Genomic DNA, 20180 nt, shown 5'->3' with positions numbered 1-20180 from the left:
GGAGGAAATCAAATGGCAATCGCAATGGCAGTTTTAAAATTTATCGGTGGAGTACTTCCATTAGTAGCAGAACTTTTAAAAGCAGTAATGTAAGTTCATATTCCGCAATTATTTATGAAAATTATCATACAAATGATCTGTATAGCAAAGATGAATTGACGTGCAGATTAGGGGAGGAAATCAAATGGCAATCGCAATGGCAGTTTTAAAATTTATCGGTGGAGTACTTCCATTCGTACAAGAGCTTTTAAAAGCATTTATGTAAGTTTGTTATTCCGTAATTATTTATAAAAAATGATTATACAAATGATTTTTATAGCAAAGATGGATTGATGTACAGACCAGAGGAGGAAATCAAATGGCAATCGCAATGGCAGTTTTATCATTCTTAGGTGGAATAATTCCATTAGTAGCAGAACTTTTAAAAGCAGTAATGTAAGTTTATTATTCAGCGATTATTTATAAAAATTATCATACAAATGATCTGTATACCAAAAATGAATTGATGTGCAGATCATTTGTGTGAGCCAAGTCCCTTTCGTATTATGAAGGGGCTTTTTTAAGTTTCTATATACTTGGACTGCTGATAAGTGTGATCATGGTAACCTCATTTATGTAGAATATACAATGTAAATTGCTTTACATATGTTAATGTGGAATAAAATGTATTAAAGGGAGATCTAGATGAAACAAATTTTGGGATATATTTCATTAGCATGTTTAACTAGAAAAACAAAAAGAACTTATAGTAATAACTACAAGTTCTTTTTGAGATAATATTAATAAGAGTAAAACAAACTATCTTAATAAACAAAACAGGGGAAACCACCTAGGTGATTCTTTGATAAGTCTATTATATAACAAATATTAACATTTAAAGGTTATAGTTTTGAAAATTTTGTGAATTAAGGAAATCGAACAATTTATTACGTTTTTATTCATTCAACAAACTTTTTTCATTTCATATAAAAGTCTTTAAACTAACATCTATATAAATACAAATTTAAAAATCGACATATAAACCCTCTTTCTTTTTAGGCGGGCGAGAGTATCTGACCATGCATAGAAGCGACTTATATGTCAAAAAATTAAAGTAGATTTATATATATTCGATTATTATTAATTACAACAATATGAAAATATGGGTATAACTAAATATAATTTTTCAATATGTATACTAAAACATTTTTTGTTATATCTAGCTTCACACAAATAATCTGTATATCAATTCACCTTTGATAGACAGATCATTTGTACGATAATTTATTATAAGTACGAGAAGATTAGATGAATGCTTTTAAAAGAGTTGTGATTAACGGAATTAATCCACCTAAAAATGATAAAACTGCAATTGCGATCGCCATAATAATTCCTCCTCTATTATTTTCTGAATATTAATAATTTTATGATTTTATTTTATTATAGATTTAAGAATATGACAATATATTTTTTTATTTTTCTACTCTAGTTGGAAGAGGAGAGTTTTATTCTTAAGAAGATGTATTTAAATCATGATAAAAAAGATTTTTACATATGAATACTAATGGTTAGTAAATTGATGAGCATGCAGGTGGTGAAATTAAATGTTAATAAGACTGAAGATTCTAACTTTTTATCATGTGTCTATTATTTAATTAACTACAAATGATGGGATGAACCTGGGCATAAGATAATTGTATGAAGGGTGTAATTTAAAATTAAATAAGGGGGTCTGTTATGTTGCATAAGTTCAAACGTTTCTTTGCATTATTAACTGTTTTTATTTTTATTTCTTGTTCTTTTCCTATTTCATCCGCTTTCGCTAGTTCTGTACAAATATCTGGGGGAATTTTTCCGCCATCAGAATCGTTTACTCCTGGGAGTTGGTTTTTAGGGGCAACTCCTGAGAATAGTTCAAATAAACCACCTATCGTATTTGTTCAAGGTAAGAATGGAAATGCTAAGAACTGGTATGGTGAAACAGTCTATCACGGTATGAACAATATGTATAACTATGCTTACGACGCAGGGTATCAAACTGTATTTGTTCAGCTGTATGATGCGGCGGGAAAAGGTTCAGCAAGTGAATGGGATAATGGACGTTTGCTCGCTTCTATGCTGGAGCAAATCTATAATCATTTTGGGAAGAAGGTTAATATTGTTGCGCACAGTAAAGGTGGACCAGATACGCAAGCAGCGCTTATTCATTACGATGCCAGCCGTTTTGTTGGAAATGTAGTAACGCTTGCCTCACCACATTATGGATCTAATTTAGCAGACTTAGCCTATAGCTGGTGGGCAGGGTGGCTTGCTTCCTTACTAGGACAGCAGGATGCGGGGACGTACTCTCTGCAGACAGGGGAAATGGCGCAGTTTCGTAATATAACGGATAGTAATCCAAACGCTAAATTGAACCGTTATTATACAGTGGCGGGCACAAGCTGGGGACCAGCCTTCTCTGCATTGTCTATGGGTGGATTTTACCTCTCCTGGTATGGCGCTAATGATGGATTAGTTAACGAATGGAGTACGCAGTTGCCTTATGGAAAACATCTATTCACAGATTCTAGTCTCGATCATGATAGCATTCGAATGGGATCAGCAGTATTTTCACGGATTGAGCCTTATTTGCGTAGTACTTCACCATCTCCTTCTATCGTAAATGAAAATATGTTAGAAGAATCAAAGGAAAGTCTAGATGCTAATGCTAATCAAACAGTATTTGGAGGGGAGCTCCCATCAAATAGCTGGGTGGAAAAAACCTTTGCGGTGGATACTGTAACAGATGGAAGTATTTCTGTATTGACTGCAAATCCAGATGTGCAAATACAACTTATTGCTCCATCTGGTAAGGTGTACACAAATCAAAATAGCAAAGCAACAATTGGAGAAGAGTATGCTTATTTTAATGGAGCAAACATCCGAACATTCCAAATGGACCAAATGGAAGAAGGTGAGTGGCGCTTGAAAATGATGTCAAAGGAAAAGAGCGATGCGTACATGATGCTCGCTAATTATAAACAAGCTGCACCTTTTACATTAGAAATGCCAGGTAAAGTTAAACAAAACAAAGCAGAATTTAAGTTAACGAAATCCCCAAAACGCTCCTTAAAACAAGAAAACTTATCCTTTGATGTACACGTTGTAGATCGGAATGGGAAGTTAGTTTCGCAGTCTAATAAACTGCAAAAAGAAGATGCAGCCACATTCACCGGGAAGTTGCCAACTGTTGAGGAATCAGGTGTGTATAACGTAACGATCGATATTAAAGGGAAGAATAAAGAAGGAAAAGCATATACTCGGACGATTGTGCGTTCTGTGTATATTGAAAAATAAAATATGTCGAAAGGTACAATAAAAAGACGATAAGTCTTCTTTGACTTTCCGTTTTCTTATTCGTTATAGTCAAAGTACGGGGCAGATGCCCTTACTTTAAGATTGAAGGGAATGGAACGATCATGCAAGGAAAAGTAAAATGGTTTAATGCAGAAAAAGGTTTTGGGTTTATCGAGCGCGATGGCGGAGATGATGTTTTTGTTCATTTTTCTGCGATTCAGCACGATGGATATAAAACGTTAGAAGAAGGACAGAAAGTGGAATTTGAAATTGTAGACGGTGCGCGTGGTCCGCAAGCGGCAAATGTTGTAAAGGTAAAATAAAAGTATCTAAGAAACATGGTGCGTTTTAAAGACCAGCGTTTCACATAGGAGAACCTCCGTTGCATAGCTAACGGAGGTTTTATCATAAAGAAAGCGTTGTCAAAAAGTTGTAGCAATTTTGTAACTGATTCTTCACATCTACATACAGTAAGTACGATGTGAATAGGATAAAATAAGAGTAGGAAAGATAATATATTTTCTTTTCTACAAAAATCGATAAAAAAATATTGATTTTATCAAAATTTTTTAAAATGTAGGAAGGGTTTTTGATACCTTTGTCGAAAATCTTATACATAGGCTTGAAAGGAGGAGTTCATCTATGAAATTCAACATTCGCGGTGAAAATATTGAAGTAACTCCAGCATTAAAGGAATATGTAGAGAAAAAGTTAAGTAAGTTAGAACGCTATTTCGATACTTTTCCAGAAATTAAGGTAAACTTAAAAGTATACTCTGACAAGCAAAGGGTGGAAGTAACAATCCCGTTTCCAGATTTATTACTTCGCGCTGAAGAAACAAATAGTGATATGTACGCTGCTATTGATTTAGTAGTAGATAAACTGGAAAGACAAATTCGTAAACATAAAACAAAAGTAAACCGTAAGTTACGTGAGAAAGGCTCTATAAAAGCAATGTTGATTCTTCCAGATCAACCAGCTGTACAAGAAGAGGTTGCTGAAGATGAATTAGAGCTTGTCCGTACAAAACGATTTGACTTAAAACCAATGGATGTAGAAGAAGCGATTTTACAAATGGATATGTTAGGTCATAACTTCTTCGTCTTTACAAATTCAGAAACAAATGAAACAAATGTTGTATACGGCCGTAAAGATGGAAAGTATGGTTTAATCGAAACTAAATAATATAAAGGAAAACGCAGCTGTCATGGCTGCGTTTTTTTAGGTTCTATATGAATGTGAGCAGACGGCTTCTTTACTTTCCTGTAGATGCATTTGGCCGATTGTTGTCATACATATAAAACAAGTGTTACAATTGTTAGTAGGTTTATACTTTTTTAGTAGGCGAAAGAATTCTATTTTTCATACAAAAATGAAATTGAGTGTTATAGCGACCAATCAGTGAAAAGAAAAAAGACACTGATGGAAGTTTTATTTTAATAAAAGAGGAGCGTATTCTCATGATCGGTATTTTAAAAAAGGTATTTGATACAAATGAACGTCAAGTAAAACGTATGCAAAAAACCGTGGATAAAATAGAAGCATTAGCAGATAAAGTGTCACCACTGACAGATGAACAGTTAAAAGGAAAAACAGTAGAGTTTAAAGAGCGATTAACAAAAGGTGAAACAGTAGATGATTTGTTGCCAGAAGCTTTTGCTGTTGTGCGTGAAGCGGCAACACGTGTACTTGGTCTGCGTCCATACCCTGTTCAGTTAATGGGTGGTATTGCCCTGCATGAGGGAAATATCTCTGAGATGAAGACAGGGGAAGGTAAAACGTTAACTTCTACTTTACCAGTATATTTAAATGCTCTTACAGGAAAAGGTGTTCACGTTGTTACAGTCAATGAATATTTAGCACAGCGTGACGCAGGTGAAATGGGACAACTACATGAGTTCCTTGGTTTAACAGTTGGTATCAATTTAAATCATATGTCACGAGAAGAGAAGCAAGCTGCGTATGCTGCTGATATTACGTACAGCACGAATAATGAGCTTGGATTCGACTATTTACGTGATAACATGGTGCTTTATAAAGAACAGTGTGTACAGCGTCCATTACACTTTGCCATCATCGATGAAGTAGACTCCATTTTAATTGATGAAGCACGTACACCGCTTATCATTTCTGGACAAGCGCAAAAATCTGCAGAATTATATATATTTGCAAATGCATTTGTACGTACGTTAACAAATGAAAAAGAATATACATTTGATGTGAAAACGAAAAATGTTATGTTGACAGAAGAAGGGATCAACAAAGCAGAAAAATCGTTCCACATTGAAAACTTATTTGATTTAAAACATGTAGCGCTTCTTCACCATATTAATCAGGCGCTTCGTGCTCACGTTGTAATGCAGCGTGATACAGATTATGTTGTGCAAGAAGGCGAAATCGTAATTGTTGACCAATTTACAGGTCGTCTTATGAAAGGTCGCCGCTACAGCGAAGGATTGCATCAAGCGATTGAGGCAAAAGAAGGCGTAGAAATTCAAAATGAAAGTATGACGCTTGCGACGATTACATTCCAAAACTACTTCCGTATGTATGAGAAGCTTTCTGGAATGACAGGTACAGCGAAAACAGAAGAAGAAGAATTCCGTAACATCTATAATATGCAGGTTATTGTTATTCCGACGAATAAGCCGGTTATTCGTGATGACCGTGCAGATTTAATTTTTAAAACGATGGAAGGGAAATTTAACGCTGTTGTAGACGATATCGTTGAGCGTCATAAAAAAGGACAACCTGTTCTTGTTGGTACAGTAGCAATTGAAACATCTGAGTTAATTTCAAAGATGTTAACGAGAAAAGGTGTACGCCATAATGTCTTAAACGCGAAAAACCATGCGCGCGAAGCAGAAATTGTTGCTGAAGCAGGTTATCAAGGTTCAGTGACAATTGCGACAAACATGGCGGGACGTGGTACGGATATTAAACTAGCAGAAGGCGTACGTGAAATCGGCGGTTTAGCTGTTATCGGTACAGAGCGTCATGAAAGCCGACGCATCGATAATCAGCTGCGCGGTCGTTCTGGACGTCAAGGGGATCCAGGTGTGACGCAGTTCTATCTATCAATGGAGGATGAACTGATGCGTCGTTTCGGTGCTGATAATATGAAAGCGATGATGGATCGTTTAGGTATGGATGATACGCAGCCAATCGAAAGTAAAATGGTATCTCGCGCTGTTGAATCTGCACAAAAACGAGTAGAAGGTAATAACTACGATGCGCGTAAGCAACTTCTTCAATACGACGATGTACTTCGTCAGCAGCGTGAAGTTATTTACAAGCAGCGTCAAGATGTAATGGAATCAGAGAATCTGCGCGGTATTATTGAAGGAATGATGCATTCTACAGTAGAGCGCGTGGTAGCTCTTCATACGCAAGATGAATTAGAAGAAGAGTGGAACATTGCTGGTCTTGTTGAGTACTTAAATACAACTCTTCTACAAGATGGTGATGTGAAAGAAGAAGAACTACGCCGCTTAGCGCCAGAAGAAATGATCGATAGCATCTTTGTGAAAGTGAAAGAGCGCTACGACGAGAAGGAAACGCAAATGCCAGAAGCACAAATACGTGAATTTGAAAAAGTAGTTGTATTCCGCGTTGTAGACTCGAAATGGATGGATCACATCGATGCAATGGATCACTTACGTGAAGGTATTCATTTACGTGCGTATGGTCAAATTGATCCACTTCGCGAATATCAAATGGAAGGCTTTGCGATGTTTGAGGCGATGATTGCTTCTATTGAAGAAGAAGTTTCTCGTTACATCATGAAGGCGGAAATCGAACAAAACTTAGAACGTCAAGAAGTAGCGCAAGGAGAAGCAGTTCATCCGAAAGATGGCGATGAACTTGCAAAAAAGAAACCAGTCGTAAAAGGTGACCAAACAGGCCGCAACGACTTATGCGCATGCGGCAGCGGGAAAAAATACAAAAACTGCTGTGGAATTGGGAGATAGAGAAAAGCGGAGCCGACTGTTTAGGCCTGTTGGCTAAGGTTCTTTCACACAGAAGGTGTTTTTTACCTTCTCGTGTGGAAGGTTCTTAGACATGAAGGCCTAGGAGGCAGAGCTGGACAAAAAGAAAAGCGGAAGCGGTTCGTTCAGAATATTTTTCTCATGAATGGAAAATTTTAATAAACATTCATATAATAACAAGAGATGAACTCTCTCTCGCAACAGCAGAGAGAGTTTGCCTTGTTGTTAGGATAAAGTAGTGAAGGGCTTACCGCTCATTCATATAGGATAGATAAAGTAATTACATAGAGGTGACAAAAATGGAATTGGTAGAAATTAGACAAGAACTAGAGAAAATGGCTAAGAGATTAGCGGCGTTTAGGGGGTCTCTTTGACCTTGCTGGAAAAGAACAGCGAATCGCGGAACTAGAAGAAATTATGATGGGGGCAAGCTTTTGGGATGATCAAAAGAGTGCACAAATAGTCATTAATGAAGCGAATGCTTTAAAAGACATGGTTGGTAAGTTTAATACGCTTAACGAAACGTTTGAAAATCTAGAAGTAACACACGAACTTGTAAAAGAAGAATACGATGAAGAATTACATGCGGAGCTTGAAACCGAAGTGAAAACTTTATCTGCCGATATGAACGAATACGAACTTCAATTATTACTAAATGAAGAACACGACAAGAATAATGCGATTTTAGAGTTGCATCCAGGTGCAGGTGGAACAGAATCACAAGATTGGGGTTCTATGCTGCTTCGTATGTATACACGCTGGGCAGAAAAACGCGGCTTTAAAGTAGAAACGTTAGATTACCTACCTGGTGACGAAGCTGGGATTAAAAGCGTTACGTTATTAATTAAAGGACATAATGCTTACGGTTATTTAAAAGCAGAAAAAGGCGTACATCGTCTTGTTCGTATTTCACCATTCGATTCATCTGGCCGCCGTCACACGTCTTTCGTATCTTGTGAAGTTGTACCAGAGTTTAACGATGATATTGAAATTGAAATACGTACAGAGGATTTAAAAATAGATACGTACCGTGCAAGCGGAGCAGGTGGACAGCATATTAATACGACTGACTCAGCTGTTCGTATTACACATACTCCGACAAATGTCGTAGTAACATGTCAATCTGAGCGTTCTCAAATTAAAAACCGTGAGCATGCAATGAAGATGTTGAAAGCGAAACTGTACCAACAAAAATTAGAAGAACAACAAGCAGAGCTTGATGAAATTCGCGGTGAACAAAAAGAAATTGGATGGGGAAGCCAAATTCGTTCATACGTATTCCATCCATACTCTCTTGTAAAAGATCATCGTACAAATACAGAGGTCGGGAATGTGCAAGCAGTTATGGACGGAGAAATTGATGCATTTATTGATGCATATTTACGTTCCCGTATTTCGTAAAAAGATTATTTTTTATTAATAAAAAATGCCAACAGGGAGTTGGCACATACGAGAGAAAATCCGAAGTATACCTTCTATCTAGAAGCAGAGAAAGAGGAGAGAAGTTGTATGGCAACTTCTCTTTTTGGTGGGTGTAGTTGTAGCATACAAGCTGTATATTACTTTGTAAAAAGTAGAAAATAATAAAATGCTGAATGTGATAGAACAAAAAATAGAGTACATTTTAGATGCTTTATACTATATAAATACAAATTAAAAAACCGACATAAAAATCTTTCTTTTTAAATGGGAGAGAGCATCTGGCCATGCATAGAAATGGTCAGAGACTTTTCCTTCCACGTGCAAAAGGGAGGAAGTGAGTGCAGATTATGCTTTATTCTGCATAGCGGTGATGTATATGTTGAAAAATCAAAATGGACTTATATAGAAAACCTTTCGTTTTTGTATCCTATTATTTGTTCACGAAATTGAAACAATTGCTGATAAACCTTGAGCCCGCAAGAGATGACCGTTATTTAGGATAATACTGGGTATGCAGGTAAGTTTTGAAATTGCAGGGAAATCATTATAATGCTATTGAGGGATCAATTAACAGTGGGGAGTGATATAGATGAAAAAGAAATTATTGATGATTGTATTAGGCACATCGTTAGCTCTTACAGTAGGAGCATGTGGAAAAAAGGAAGAAAGTAAACCTTCAAGTCCTGGCCAAGAAGCAAGTGCTGATAGTTCCGAGAAAATATTCCAAAAGAGCTGTGCAGGTTGCCACGGTAATGACTTACAAGGATTGTCTGGCCCAGCGTTACAAAAAGTAGGCGGAAAGTATGGGAAAGAAGATATTGAAAAAATTATCACGAAAGGCCGCGGCGCTATGCCAGCTGGTCTAATCCAAGGCGAAGATGCGAAAAAAGTAGCAGAATGGCTAGCTGAGAAGAAGTAAGAAAGAAAAGCGGAGCCGACTGTTTAGGCCTGTTGGCTAAGGTTCTTTCACACAGAAGGTTCTTAGACATGAGGGCCTAGGAGGCAGAGCTGGACGGAAAGAAAAGCGGAAGCGGCTTGCTCAGAATGGAAGGGGGATGGAGCTCCTGACAGAGAGGCGTATTGTGCCTCGGAGGAAGGCGCGAAGCCACCGACCATTCTAGCCGCAGGAGCTGGACAAAAAGAAAAGCGGAAGCGGCTTGTTCAGAATCGTTTTATGGAATAAATGAGACCTTTTTGTATGAAGGCAGAAGGTCTTATTTGTTTGTGTCATGTCCTATCCTATATTTCGCGCTGTGTAACATAACTGTAACAAACTTGTATCCGAATTTAAAACGGAATAATGGTACAATGTAGAGCGTAGTGCCTTTTTGTAGAATTTTGGAGAAAAAGTTATACATATTTAGATGATGTAATAGTGAAAAAAAGTAGAAACGACCGAAGATTTTAGCAGCTATAGTTAAACATCGAAGAGTAGAAAGTGTCGAAAAAATCATTAGTATTGGGTGATAAATAATGATAACAATGACGAATGTTTATAAGGAGTATCCAAATGGCATGAAAGCCGTTAATGGACTCACAGTAAAAATTAAGCAAGGTGAATTCGTATATGTAGTAGGACCGAGTGGAGCCGGGAAATCTACATTTATTAAAATGATGTATCGTGAAGAAAAACCAACCACAGGATCTATTAATATAAATGGTTTGGTAATTGAATCTTTAGCAGAGCGTGACGTACCACATTTTCGTCGTCAGCTAGGCGTAATTTTCCAAGATTTTAAGTTGCTTCCGAAGTTAACTGTATATGAGAATGTTGCGTTTGCCTTAGAAGTAATCGAAGAAGAACGAGAAGTGATTCGTGAGCGTGTTATGGAAGTATTAGCTCTTGTAGGTCTTGAAGAACGTGCTGATTCATTGCCAAGTGAGCTTTCTGGTGGGGAACAACAACGTATTGCAATTGCAAGAGCGATTGTGAATCGTCCGAAAGTTGTAATTGCCGATGAACCAACAGGTAACCTTGATATAGATACAGCGATGGATATTATGAGTATTTTTAAGCGCATTAATGATCGCGGTACAACAATTATTATGGCGACGCATAATGCAGATATTGTAAATACAATTCGTCATCGTGTAATTGCAATTGAAGGTGGAAAAATTGTTCGAGACGAGATTGAGGGAGGATACGGATATGAAGACTAAAACCCTTAGTCGCCATTTACGAGAAGGTATCAAAAATTTATCCCGTAACGGATGGATGACATTTGCTTCTGTAAGTGCAGTAACAGTTACATTACTACTTGTAGGTGTCTTTTTAACAGCGATTATGAACATGAACCATTTTGCAACGAAAGTAGAGCAAGATGTAGAAATTCGTGTACATATTGATCCAGCAGCTAAGAAAGAGGATCAAAAAAAATTAAAAGAAGATATTTCAAAGATTTCGAAAGTCGAGTCTGTTAAATATTCTTCTAAAGACACAGAACTAAAAAAATTGATTAAAAGTTTAGGTGATAGCGGGAAATCATTTGAGCTATTTGAACAAGATAACCCGTTAAAAGATGTATATGTTGTAAAAGCGAAAGAACCAACTGATACAGCTGGTATTGCAAAGAAAATTGGAAAAATGCAATTTGTAAATAAAGTACAATATGGACAAGGCGAAGTAGAAAAATTATTTGATACAGTAAAAGCCGGCCGTAATATTGGGATTATATTAATTGCAGGTCTGTTATTCACAGCGATGTTCTTAATCTCTAATACAATTAAAATTACAATCTACGCACGAAGCACTGAAATTGAAATTATGAAACTTGTTGGAGCAACAAACTGGTTTATTCGTTGGCCATTCTTATTAGAAGGGTTATTCCTAGGTGCACTAGGTTCAATCATTCCAATTATTATGATTGTGACTTCATATAATTCGCTTCAATCTATGTTTAATGAGCAATTTGCAGGAACAATTTTTGAATTGCTTCCATACAGCCCGTTTGTTTTCGAGCTATCTGCATTGTTAATGCTAATCGGTGCATTAATTGGTATGTGGGGAAGCGTTATGTCAATCCGTCGTTTCTTAAAAGTATAAAGTGTAAAAAGTTGCAAACATATTTCGTACAAGCTTATCATATAGTAGAAATAGATAAAGGCATCGCACAACGTGTGATGCCTTTTCATACACCATTGTGTGTTCGGAAAGGGGAATTCCGCATTGAAACGTAGAGTTGCGATTATAGGAATGGTTGTAGCGTTTTTCATTGGCGCTGGCGGAATGTTTGCGGGTATGTATTGGTTTGGAAATGGCTCTTACATCGCGCAATCTATTACAGGGAAAGACGCCAATGTAAAGCAAGCGGATTTGGATAAAATTCGCGAAGCGTATGCATTAATTGATTCACGTTATGTTGAGGAAGTGAAGGATGACAAGCTAGTTGAAGGAGCTATTCAAGGGATGCTTGCAACGCTGAAAGATCCATACTCTACATACATGGATAAGAAAACAGCGACGCAATTTGAGCAATCGCTTGATCCGGAGCTAGAGGGAATCGGGGCTGAAGTAAATAAAACGGATGAGAAATTAATTATTGTGTCACCGATTAAAGATTCACCGGCAGAAAAGGCAGGTTTGAAACCGAACGATCAAATTTTAACAGTTGATGGAAATGGTGTGAAAGACTTATCCCGCGAGGAAGCAGTTATGAAAATTCGCGGAAAAAAAGGGACAACAGTGACGCTTGAAGTGAAGCGTTCAGGAGTTACGGATCCGTTAACATTTAAAATTAAGCGTGATAAAATTCCGATTTTCACTGTATTTAGTTCTGTGAAGAAAGAGAATGGAAAAGATATTGGATATATACAAATTACATCATTCTCTGAAAAAACAGCGAAAGAATTTAAAGATCAGTTGAAAGAGCTTGAGAAGAAAAATATACAAGGGCTTGTCATTGATGTGCGCGGAAACCCAGGCGGTTATTTAACAAGTGTTGAAGATATTTTAAAAGTGCTTATGACAGATAAAAAACCAATGCTTCAAGTAGAACAGCGAAATGGTGAGAAGCAAAAGTTCTACACATCGTTAAAAGAGAGAAAACCGTATCCAATCTCTGTATTAGTTGATAAAGGTAGCGCCTCTGCTTCTGAAATTTTAGCAGGAGCGTTAAAAGAAGGAGAAGGCTATTCTCTTATTGGTGAGAAAACATTTGGGAAAGGTACTGTTCAGCAAGCTGTACCGTTTACAGATGGCAGCAATATTAAATTGACAATGTTTAAATGGCTAACACCAGAAGGCAACTGGATTCATAAAAAAGGAATTGAGCCGACGGTCGAAGTGAAGCAGCCTGATTACTACCATGCAACGCCAATTCAAATTGAAAAAACGTTGTCTTACAATGATAATGATGAGCAAGTGAAGCATGCACAAGAGATGTTAAAGAGTCTTGGATATGAGCCAAGCCGTGAAGATGGCTACTTTAGTAAGGAAACAGAAGCGGCTGTGAAAGCATTCCAAAATGCAAACAGTATGGATGCAACGGGCAAGCTTGATAAAAAGACAGCAGAGACAATCCAGAATAAAATTGTTGAAAAAATTCGTTCTGGTGAAAATGATCTACAGCTTCAAGCAGCACTAAAATTAATAACGAAATAAGAAAAGCTGTCGGGAAACCCCCGGCAGCTTTTCTATATAAATCCATTTTGATTTTTTAACAGCTTTGTCTAGCTTTGCCTCCTAAGCCCTCATGTCTAAGAACCTTCCACACAAGAAGGTAAAAAACACCTTCTGTGTGAAAGAACCTTAGCCAACGGGCCTAAACAGTCGGCTCCGCTTTTCTTTATAAGTCGCTGCTATGCAGAATACAACATGTTTGCTACTGGTAAAACCTGGCGCGTGGCAGGGGAAGGCCCTGACCGCTCCCATGTGCGGCCAGACGCTCTCGCCCTTCCCTAAAAAGAAAGGGTTTTTATGTCGTTTTTTCAATTTGTATTTATATATATTTTCAATGTGATAAGTACAATGTTCTGTATATTTTTTATGTGTTAAACAAACGTTTGATTAATTATGATAAGATAAAATGAAACGGAGTAAATCTTACATAAGGTAATGTGTACGGAAGAAATAAAATATCTTATAAATGGTGGTGAATCGTTTCGTGGAGAGTTGGTTATCAGAAATTGTGAAGGCAATCGTGCGTTTTTTAATGCATCCTGCTTTGTATGTTTTCTTTATAAGTAGTTTTTTTGTTGGATATTTACGAGTATTACGAGAGCGGAAAGATTTTTCCTTTAAGGTGTATGATGTTTGGTATGAACTACGTACATCTATATTTGCAGGAATTGGTTTAGGAATCATTTTATCATTGATTACAGCCTTAGCAGGACTTGTTGTATCACAAGCAAGTGTGTTTATAATGGCGATTTGGACGGTATTGTTTGCTATCATTGTTCAGTATAGATACTTATCACCTGCATATACGTTAGGGGTTGCCATTGTAGCAGCGGTATTATCTTCGAAACTTCCGTTTTCCTTCTTACAGCTTCAAGAAGGAGAAGAGAGTAGTATTGTATCATTAGCGATTTTACTTGGCCTCATGTTAGTTGTAGAAGGTTTACTTATTTCTAAAAATGCCACAAACTATTCAACTCCGAAATTGCGAAAAGGAAAACGCAGTTTAAATATTGGATTGCATGAATCAAACAGATTATGGCTGGTACCGTTATTCGTTCTTATACCAGGCGATACTTTAACGCAGTTTGTATCTTGGTGGCCAGTTGTCTCTGTTGGATCACAAAAGTTTTCTTTATTCTTAATTCCGTTTTTAGTTGGATTTACGAGAACGATTAAAAGCTTTGAGCCAAAAGAAGCGTTGTTATTTACAGGACGACGCGTGTTTGGGCTAGCTGCAGTTGTCCTTCTATTAGGAATAGTGAGTTATTGGTGGCATACATTAGCAATTGTAGCTATGGGAGTAGCAATTCTTGGACGGTTGACAATTGCTGTGCAAGAGCGTTTGGAAGATGGACGGCGCCCTGCATACTTTTCTTCCCGCGATAATGGTCTAGTTGTACTAGGCACAATTCCAGGTACAGCCGGGGAGGCGCTGGACTTGAAGCCAGGGGAAATCATTGTAAAAATGAACGGGGTCGTTCCAACAAATGTGGGTGAGTTCTACAATGCGTTGCAATCAAGAACAACAGGTGCTTTTTGTAAAATGGAAGTTGTTGATACGAACGGTGAGCTTCGCCTTGTACAACATGCGATTTATGAAGGGGAGCATCACGAACTTGGGATTGTTTTTGTAGAACAAGAACATCAGTGGGATACGGAAGTTGGATAATGCTGTTAAAAGAATGGCATATAAAAACGCATCTAAAGTTAGATGCGTTTTTTTTTTGTGCTATTTTTTTGTGGGTCTTATTATGTCATATATAATTGACATTTCTTGTATTTCACTATAAAATGTCACATATAAATGACAAAAATATAAAGGAGGCATGTATTTGAATAATGTTCGAAAATATCGAAAGCAGGAAGGGCTTTCTCAGTTGGAACTAGCTAAAAAAGTCAATGTTGCTAGACAAACAATAAATTTAATTGAGAACAATAAATATAATCCTTCTTTAGCCTTATGTATTGAATTAGCGAAAGCGTTAAACACCGATTTAAATACTTTATTTTGGGAGGAGAGCTAAGTAATGAAAAACAAATGGAAAGAAAAATTATATTTAAATTTCATAGGAGCGATGAGCGAGAGAGACGAATACCAAAAACAAGAAATAAATAAAGAATTAGCTGTGGCAGGAGTACTGCTATGGTATTTGAATATGTTAGTGATGGTTATCATGTTGGTAGTTGATACGATTCGCAACACCCTATCTATAGGAACTATAATTGTTTTTGTAGTTAATATGATTTACGCAACTTATTTAATGCGGAATATAAAAAAGAAAAATTTAAATGATACGGAATGTGCAACAAAAGAGGAATATTTAGAAAAAAAGAAAAAACTAAAAATAGACAGTTTAAAAGCAGGTATGTTTTGGGGGGGAACGATGTTTATTCTCATGTCTTATATTTTTCCTTATTTAAGGTCAGGAGAAATATCTGTTTCTTCATTTGATATTATTATATGGAGTTGTGGAGGAGCATTTTTTGGACTCTCTATGTATGGAATAGCATTGCTTAATTTAAAGAAGTTGTATTAATGAATAAAAGCATAAACATATTATGTTTTTTGAAAATGTCATTGAAATGTCTCCATACATTCTAGTACAGCAAAATAAATTATGCTATGATGTGAACAAATATAAAGCTATCTAACGGAGGGATTCACATGCCGCATGTTGTGTTTCGTGGAATTACTACTGAACAATTAAAGGATATAAGTAAACCATTAGTAGAAGAGCTTGCAGAGATTTGTGAGTGTGGTACGGATAATTTTACGTTGGAACTACCAAGTTCTACATTTGTATACAATGGGGAAGAAATAGAAGCGTTTCCTCTTATTGAAGTGAAATGGTTCGAGCGTGGACAGGAAATTCGTGATCGATTCGCCAAGGCCATTACTACATATGTAATGAATTTTGGACTTCCAGAAGTAGAGGTTGTATTTACGGTTTTCACAGAGTCAGCGTATTATATTAACGGGAAGCATTGTGCAAATTAGAGTTATTTGAAAGGCTTTTTTAACATTCATGAGAGAGTAATGAAAGATTTGTTATGTATGATGAGGTTAAGGTTATTACCCAATATGATGTAATTTCATGAAATTAGGGTATTTTATACATAGGGTTATAAGCTTATATACATAGGAGGTAATCTATTATGATCGTTACAACAACTTCTGTTATTCAAGGAAAAGAAATTGAAGAGTATATTGATATCGTAAACGGAGAAGCAATTATGGGAGCAAATATCGTTCGTGATTTATTTGCTTCTGTTCGTGACGTTGTCGGCGGCCGTTCTGGTGCTTATGAAAGTAAGTTAAAAGAAGCGCGTGATATTGCAATGGAAGAAATGAAGCAGCTTGCAGCGCAAAAAGGTGCAAACGCAATTGTTGGCATTGATGTTGATTATGAAGTAGTTCGTGAAGGTATGTTAATGGTAGCTGTAAGCGGAACTGCAGTTAAAGTTCGATAAGAGAAGTTGCTGCATAAGAGATATGATAGTGTGTGAACCCTTTTTCAACTAAGAGGAGGGGTTCTTTTCATATGGACTTTAAGTTGTCTTTTCAGCAAAATTGTTTAGACTAATAGAGAGGTGAAAACGAATGAAAGAGAAGGTTTCAAGTACGAAATGGTTCGGACTTGCTGTGCAATCTTTATTGGTACTAGCGGATTATGATGGTATTTGTCCTAGTGCAATTATGGCTGAAAAGTTAGGAACAAAGCCACTCTTTTTAAGAAAAATCCTTACTCATTTAGTTAAAGCAGAACTGATTGCAGCGAAAGAAGGACGAGATGGCGGTTATTATTTAGCTAGATCTGCAAATGAAATTACATTAGTAGAAGTTTATGATGCGATAAGAGCAGACCCGTATTCAAAAGGATTTCTTGATGTAGATGGGAAAGAGTGTTTTTCTCCTTCGACATGTTCAGCGTTATATGAATTACGAGATGAAATGGAAAGATGGCTTGTAGAGGGGCTGGCAAAGAAAAAGCTAGCTGATTTACTTCCTAAAGAAAAAAATAAAACGGAACTGTAGTTTTCGTTTTATTTTTTTATAATTAACTGTTCTTGACAAATGAACAGTTAAAAGAATATACTGTTCTTAAAATCAGAACAGTTAAGGGGGAGAAATATAATGTCTGCAAAAAGATCAGCAACAGAAGAGTATTTGAATAAAATCCATGAGCTTACTACTCATACGGAAGCTCCGAAAGAAATTACGGACACAGATTTCTTTACTATCGCTAAGGAGCGCCAATCTGTACGTCATTATGATTCGCATTTTAAAATGGATGAAAAAGATATTCGTGAAATTTTAGAGCTCGCAACTTTAGCTCCGTCATCGTCAAACTTACAATCATGGAGATTTCTTGTTGTGCAAGATGAAGCAGCGAAAGAAGAGTTATTACCAATTGCAAACAATCAACAACAAATTGTAGATGCTTCTATTGTCATTGCTGTTTTAGGAGATAAACAGGCCTATAAAAATGCTGAGAAAATTTACGGAGAAGTAGTGAAAAAAGGAAGAATGACAGAAGAAACGAAGAATTTCTATGTCAATTCAATTGTTGAAAACTATGGGAAATTCTCTAATGAACAAGCTACTCGCGTGGCGATGATTGATGGTGGCTTAGTAGCGATGCAGCTTATGTTAGCGGCAAAAGCAAAAGGTTTTGACACTGTACCAATTGGTGGTTTCCATCCGCAGAAATTTGTAGAGGCTTTTCATGTTCCAGAAAATCTTGAACCTGTCATGTTAATTTGTGTAGGGAAAGCAGTGCAGGCTGGGTTTGAAAAAGTTCGCCTTCCACTTGATGATGTGTTAACTTGGAATAAATTTTAATCGGAAGGGCTGACCTGAGTCAGCCCTCTTTAGTGTGTTTAGCATGTCTAATGTTGCCTGTGGGTCTTTATATCGTGTCGAATCGCCGATAAATTGTAAAGAACGGTCGATATATTATGAAAATCGCCGATAAATTGTAAAGAACGGTCGATATATTATGAAAATCGCCGATATATTGCAAAGAACGGCTGATATATCAGAGGACAGATGCTTTACATTCTTGAATTTGACGTAGCAACTGCTCGTATTCATTTTCCAGAGCAATCACATCATCGTGACGTCCTGGCATCGAAATGCGTCCGATTACTTCTGTTAATTTTGTTTGTAGACGCAATAGTTCCTGCTCTGTTGGATTGATAGAAGACTGTTCAGTTCGTTTCGTATATTGCTTGTAATTGCCTTGAAAGATCCACGGTTCGTCTTCATCTAGGTGTAAAATGTGATCAGCAATTTTATGAACAAATGTGCGGTCGTGACTAATGAACAACACAGTACCAGGATAATCTTTCAGCATGTGCTCTAGTTCTTCTTGAGTGGCAAGATCTAAATAATTTGTCGGTTCATCAAGAAGAAGCATATTGTAGTCTCCTAAGAAGATTTTTGCTAGTGCGACCTTTACACGTTCGCCGCCGCTTAATACGTTTACTTGTTTATACACATCTTCTCTTCGAAATAGTAGGCGAGCAAGGATTGTTCGTACGAAAGCTTCGTCATAACGCGTTTCTTCCATTACGTTTTGTAAAATGGTTTTGTCTTTTTGCAGAATGGCTAATGTTTGTTCAAAATAACCAATTTTACAGCTTTTTGAAAGCTGAATTCCTCGTTCCTTTGCTTGAATCAGATGAAATAGCGTTGTTTTTCCACTTCCATTTTTTCCGAGAATAGCAAGCTTTGCACCTGGAGCTATACTTCCGTTTATATTGTGAAAGGGGGTGCGGTTGCCAATTTTTTTCGTAATTTTATTAAATTGCACAGCTGTTTTACTATGAATGGGTGCATGGTATTGTAAATCAAACTTTGTATGCACAATTTCTTTTGGTTTTTCTTTCTTTTCTAGTTGTTCTAATCTTGTTTCTAGTGCTTTTGCGGCTTTTTGAACATTGCCTTGGCTATAAGCTGCTCCCGATTTATATAGCCTAGATTCAGAAGAACTAAAACTTGAACGAATTTTTGTCATACCGGAAGCCCGCTGTAGTCTGCTGGCGATTGCTGTTTCTAAGCGCTGTTTTTCTTTCGTATACTTTTCATATTCCGCTTGCTGGTGCTGCCTTTGCTGACCCTTTTGTCCCCGGTAGTTTGTGTAATTTCCTTTATATTCCCGAACGGTACCGTCTTCAATCTCGATTATCTTTGTACAAATGGCATCTAATAAGGCGCGGTCATGGGAAATTAAAATAATTGCTCCTTTATAAGATAGTAATGCCTGCTCTAGTTGTTCTGTGCCATGCATATCGAGATGACTTGTTGGTTCATCAGCAAATAAGATAGATGCTTCTTGTTCAAGAGCATGAGCAATTTTTAAACGCCCGCGTTCGCCGCCGCTCATATTCGTTGTGACGTGAGAAATACCCCATTGTCCTTTTGCAATAGAAGAGGCTGTTTCCAATGTCTCCTCATGGAATTGTGGAATGATAGCGATCGAACCGTAATGAGTAATCGTTCCGCCATCAGGTTCTATTTCTTTACTTAATATTTGTAATAGCGTTGATTTTCCGGCGCCGTTTACACCGACAATTCCAATGCGATCATGGGCGTGGATATCAAGTGCTTGTAACGTAAATAAAGTGCGGTCACCAAAGCTTTTTTCAATGTTTCGTGCTGTTAAAATGGTCATAAAAAAACCTCCCTAGTTTCACTAGAGAGGATAGATTTCACCCGTAGCATGTAAAAAAGAGATGCACAAAAAACTGTACACGTATTTTTACATGTTCCTGTCAAAAGAAAGTTATCGACAAAAGGGTAGACTAATCCTCTTCTAGTTTTCATCATTTTG

The 20180-nt window shown here is 37.0% G+C and carries 17 protein-coding genes; 16 read left to right on the top strand and 1 reads right to left on the bottom strand.

Features of this window, described 5'->3' with window-relative positions:
- Positions 1–1716 precede the first annotated feature (1716 nt).
- The 16 genes from BM350_RS19300 (at position 1717) to BM350_RS19220 (ending at position 18187) form a co-directional block, all read left to right on the top strand.
- Entirely contained in the window at positions 1717–3315 is a 1599-nt protein-coding gene (locus BM350_RS19300) for a lipase family alpha/beta hydrolase (protein ID WP_090920278.1), read from the top strand.
- A gap of 119 nt (positions 3316–3434) precedes the next feature.
- On the top strand, positions 3435–3638 hold the full coding sequence (locus BM350_RS19295) for a cold-shock protein (RefSeq protein WP_170857738.1): 204 nt from the start codon (positions 3435–3437) through the stop codon (positions 3636–3638).
- 319 nt (positions 3639–3957) lie between these two features.
- A complete protein-coding gene (raiA, locus tag BM350_RS19290) occupies positions 3958–4500 on the top strand; it encodes a ribosome hibernation-promoting factor, HPF/YfiA family (protein WP_090920283.1) in 543 nt (180 codons plus the stop codon).
- A 275-nt stretch (positions 4501–4775) separates the two neighbouring features.
- Positions 4776–7286 carry a preprotein translocase subunit SecA gene (gene secA / locus BM350_RS19285; protein ID WP_090920286.1) on the top strand — a complete coding sequence of 837 codons (2511 nt, stop codon included), beginning with the start codon at positions 4776–4778 and terminating at the stop codon, positions 7284–7286.
- Positions 7287–7603: 317 nt separating this feature from the next.
- Positions 7604–8705 (top strand): peptide chain release factor 2 gene (gene prfB, locus BM350_RS19275; protein WP_139207782.1). Its coding sequence is split into 2 segments (ribosomal slippage): positions 7604–7675 and positions 7677–8705, totalling 1101 coding nucleotides; the frame shifts between segments, so codons are not numbered across the junction.
- A gap of 610 nt (positions 8706–9315) precedes the next feature.
- Entirely contained in the window at positions 9316–9645 is a 330-nt protein-coding gene (cccB, locus tag BM350_RS19270; RefSeq protein WP_090920291.1) for a cytochrome c551, read from the top strand.
- A gap of 554 nt (positions 9646–10199) precedes the next feature.
- Positions 10200–10886 carry a cell division ATP-binding protein FtsE gene (gene ftsE / locus BM350_RS19265; protein ID WP_090920293.1) on the top strand — a complete coding sequence of 229 codons (687 nt, stop codon included), beginning with the start codon at positions 10200–10202 and terminating at the stop codon, positions 10884–10886.
- Positions 10876–11769: a permease-like cell division protein FtsX gene (gene ftsX / locus BM350_RS19260; protein ID WP_090920296.1), complete on the top strand. Its 894-nt coding sequence runs from the start codon at positions 10876–10878 to the stop codon at positions 11767–11769. Before ftsE ends, ftsX begins: the two co-directional genes overlap by 11 nt.
- Positions 11770–11892: 123 nt before the next feature.
- Positions 11893–13326: a S41 family peptidase gene (locus BM350_RS19255; RefSeq protein ID WP_090920299.1), complete on the top strand. Its 1434-nt coding sequence runs from the start codon at positions 11893–11895 to the stop codon at positions 13324–13326.
- A gap of 484 nt (positions 13327–13810) precedes the next feature.
- Positions 13811–15013, top strand: a complete 1203-nt coding sequence (locus BM350_RS19250) for a PDZ domain-containing protein (RefSeq protein ID WP_090915896.1) — start codon at positions 13811–13813, stop codon at positions 15011–15013.
- 163 nt (positions 15014–15176) lie between these two features.
- Positions 15177–15368, top strand: a complete 192-nt coding sequence (locus BM350_RS19245) for a helix-turn-helix transcriptional regulator (RefSeq protein ID WP_090915898.1) — start codon at positions 15177–15179, stop codon at positions 15366–15368.
- 3 nt (positions 15369–15371) lie between these two features.
- Positions 15372–15881 (top strand): DUF3278 domain-containing protein, encoded by a 510-nt coding sequence (locus BM350_RS19240; RefSeq protein WP_090915900.1) that lies wholly within the window; start codon positions 15372–15374, stop codon positions 15879–15881.
- 128 nt (positions 15882–16009) lie between these two features.
- Positions 16010–16342 (top strand): DUF1904 family protein, encoded by a 333-nt coding sequence (locus BM350_RS19235; protein ID WP_090915902.1) that lies wholly within the window; start codon positions 16010–16012, stop codon positions 16340–16342.
- Positions 16343–16500: 158 nt separating this feature from the next.
- Positions 16501–16815, top strand: coding sequence for a heavy metal-binding domain-containing protein (locus tag BM350_RS19230; protein WP_090915904.1), 315 nt, complete (start codon positions 16501–16503; stop codon positions 16813–16815).
- A 130-nt stretch (positions 16816–16945) separates the two neighbouring features.
- On the top strand, positions 16946–17380 hold the full coding sequence (locus tag BM350_RS19225; RefSeq protein ID WP_090915906.1) for an RrF2 family transcriptional regulator: 435 nt from the start codon (positions 16946–16948) through the stop codon (positions 17378–17380).
- Between the two features lie 99 nt (positions 17381–17479).
- Entirely contained in the window at positions 17480–18187 is a 708-nt protein-coding gene (locus tag BM350_RS19220; protein ID WP_090915908.1) for a nitroreductase family protein, read from the top strand.
- Between the two features lie 196 nt (positions 18188–18383).
- Here the strand turns inward: BM350_RS19220 and abc-f are convergent, their stop codons facing one another.
- A complete protein-coding gene (gene abc-f / locus BM350_RS19215) occupies positions 18384–20021 on the bottom strand; it encodes a ribosomal protection-like ABC-F family protein (protein WP_090915910.1) in 1638 nt (545 codons plus the stop codon).
- Positions 20022–20180 lie beyond the last annotated feature (159 nt).

Origin of the sequence: Bacillus sp. 103mf (genome assembly GCF_900116295.1) — a bacterium.
In the GTDB taxonomy this organism is placed as follows: Bacteria; Bacillota; Bacilli; order Bacillales; family Bacillaceae_G; genus Bacillus_A; species Bacillus_A bruguierae.
The sequence above is the reverse complement of the archived record's forward strand: the minus strand, read 5'-3'. Positions and strand labels throughout refer to the sequence as shown.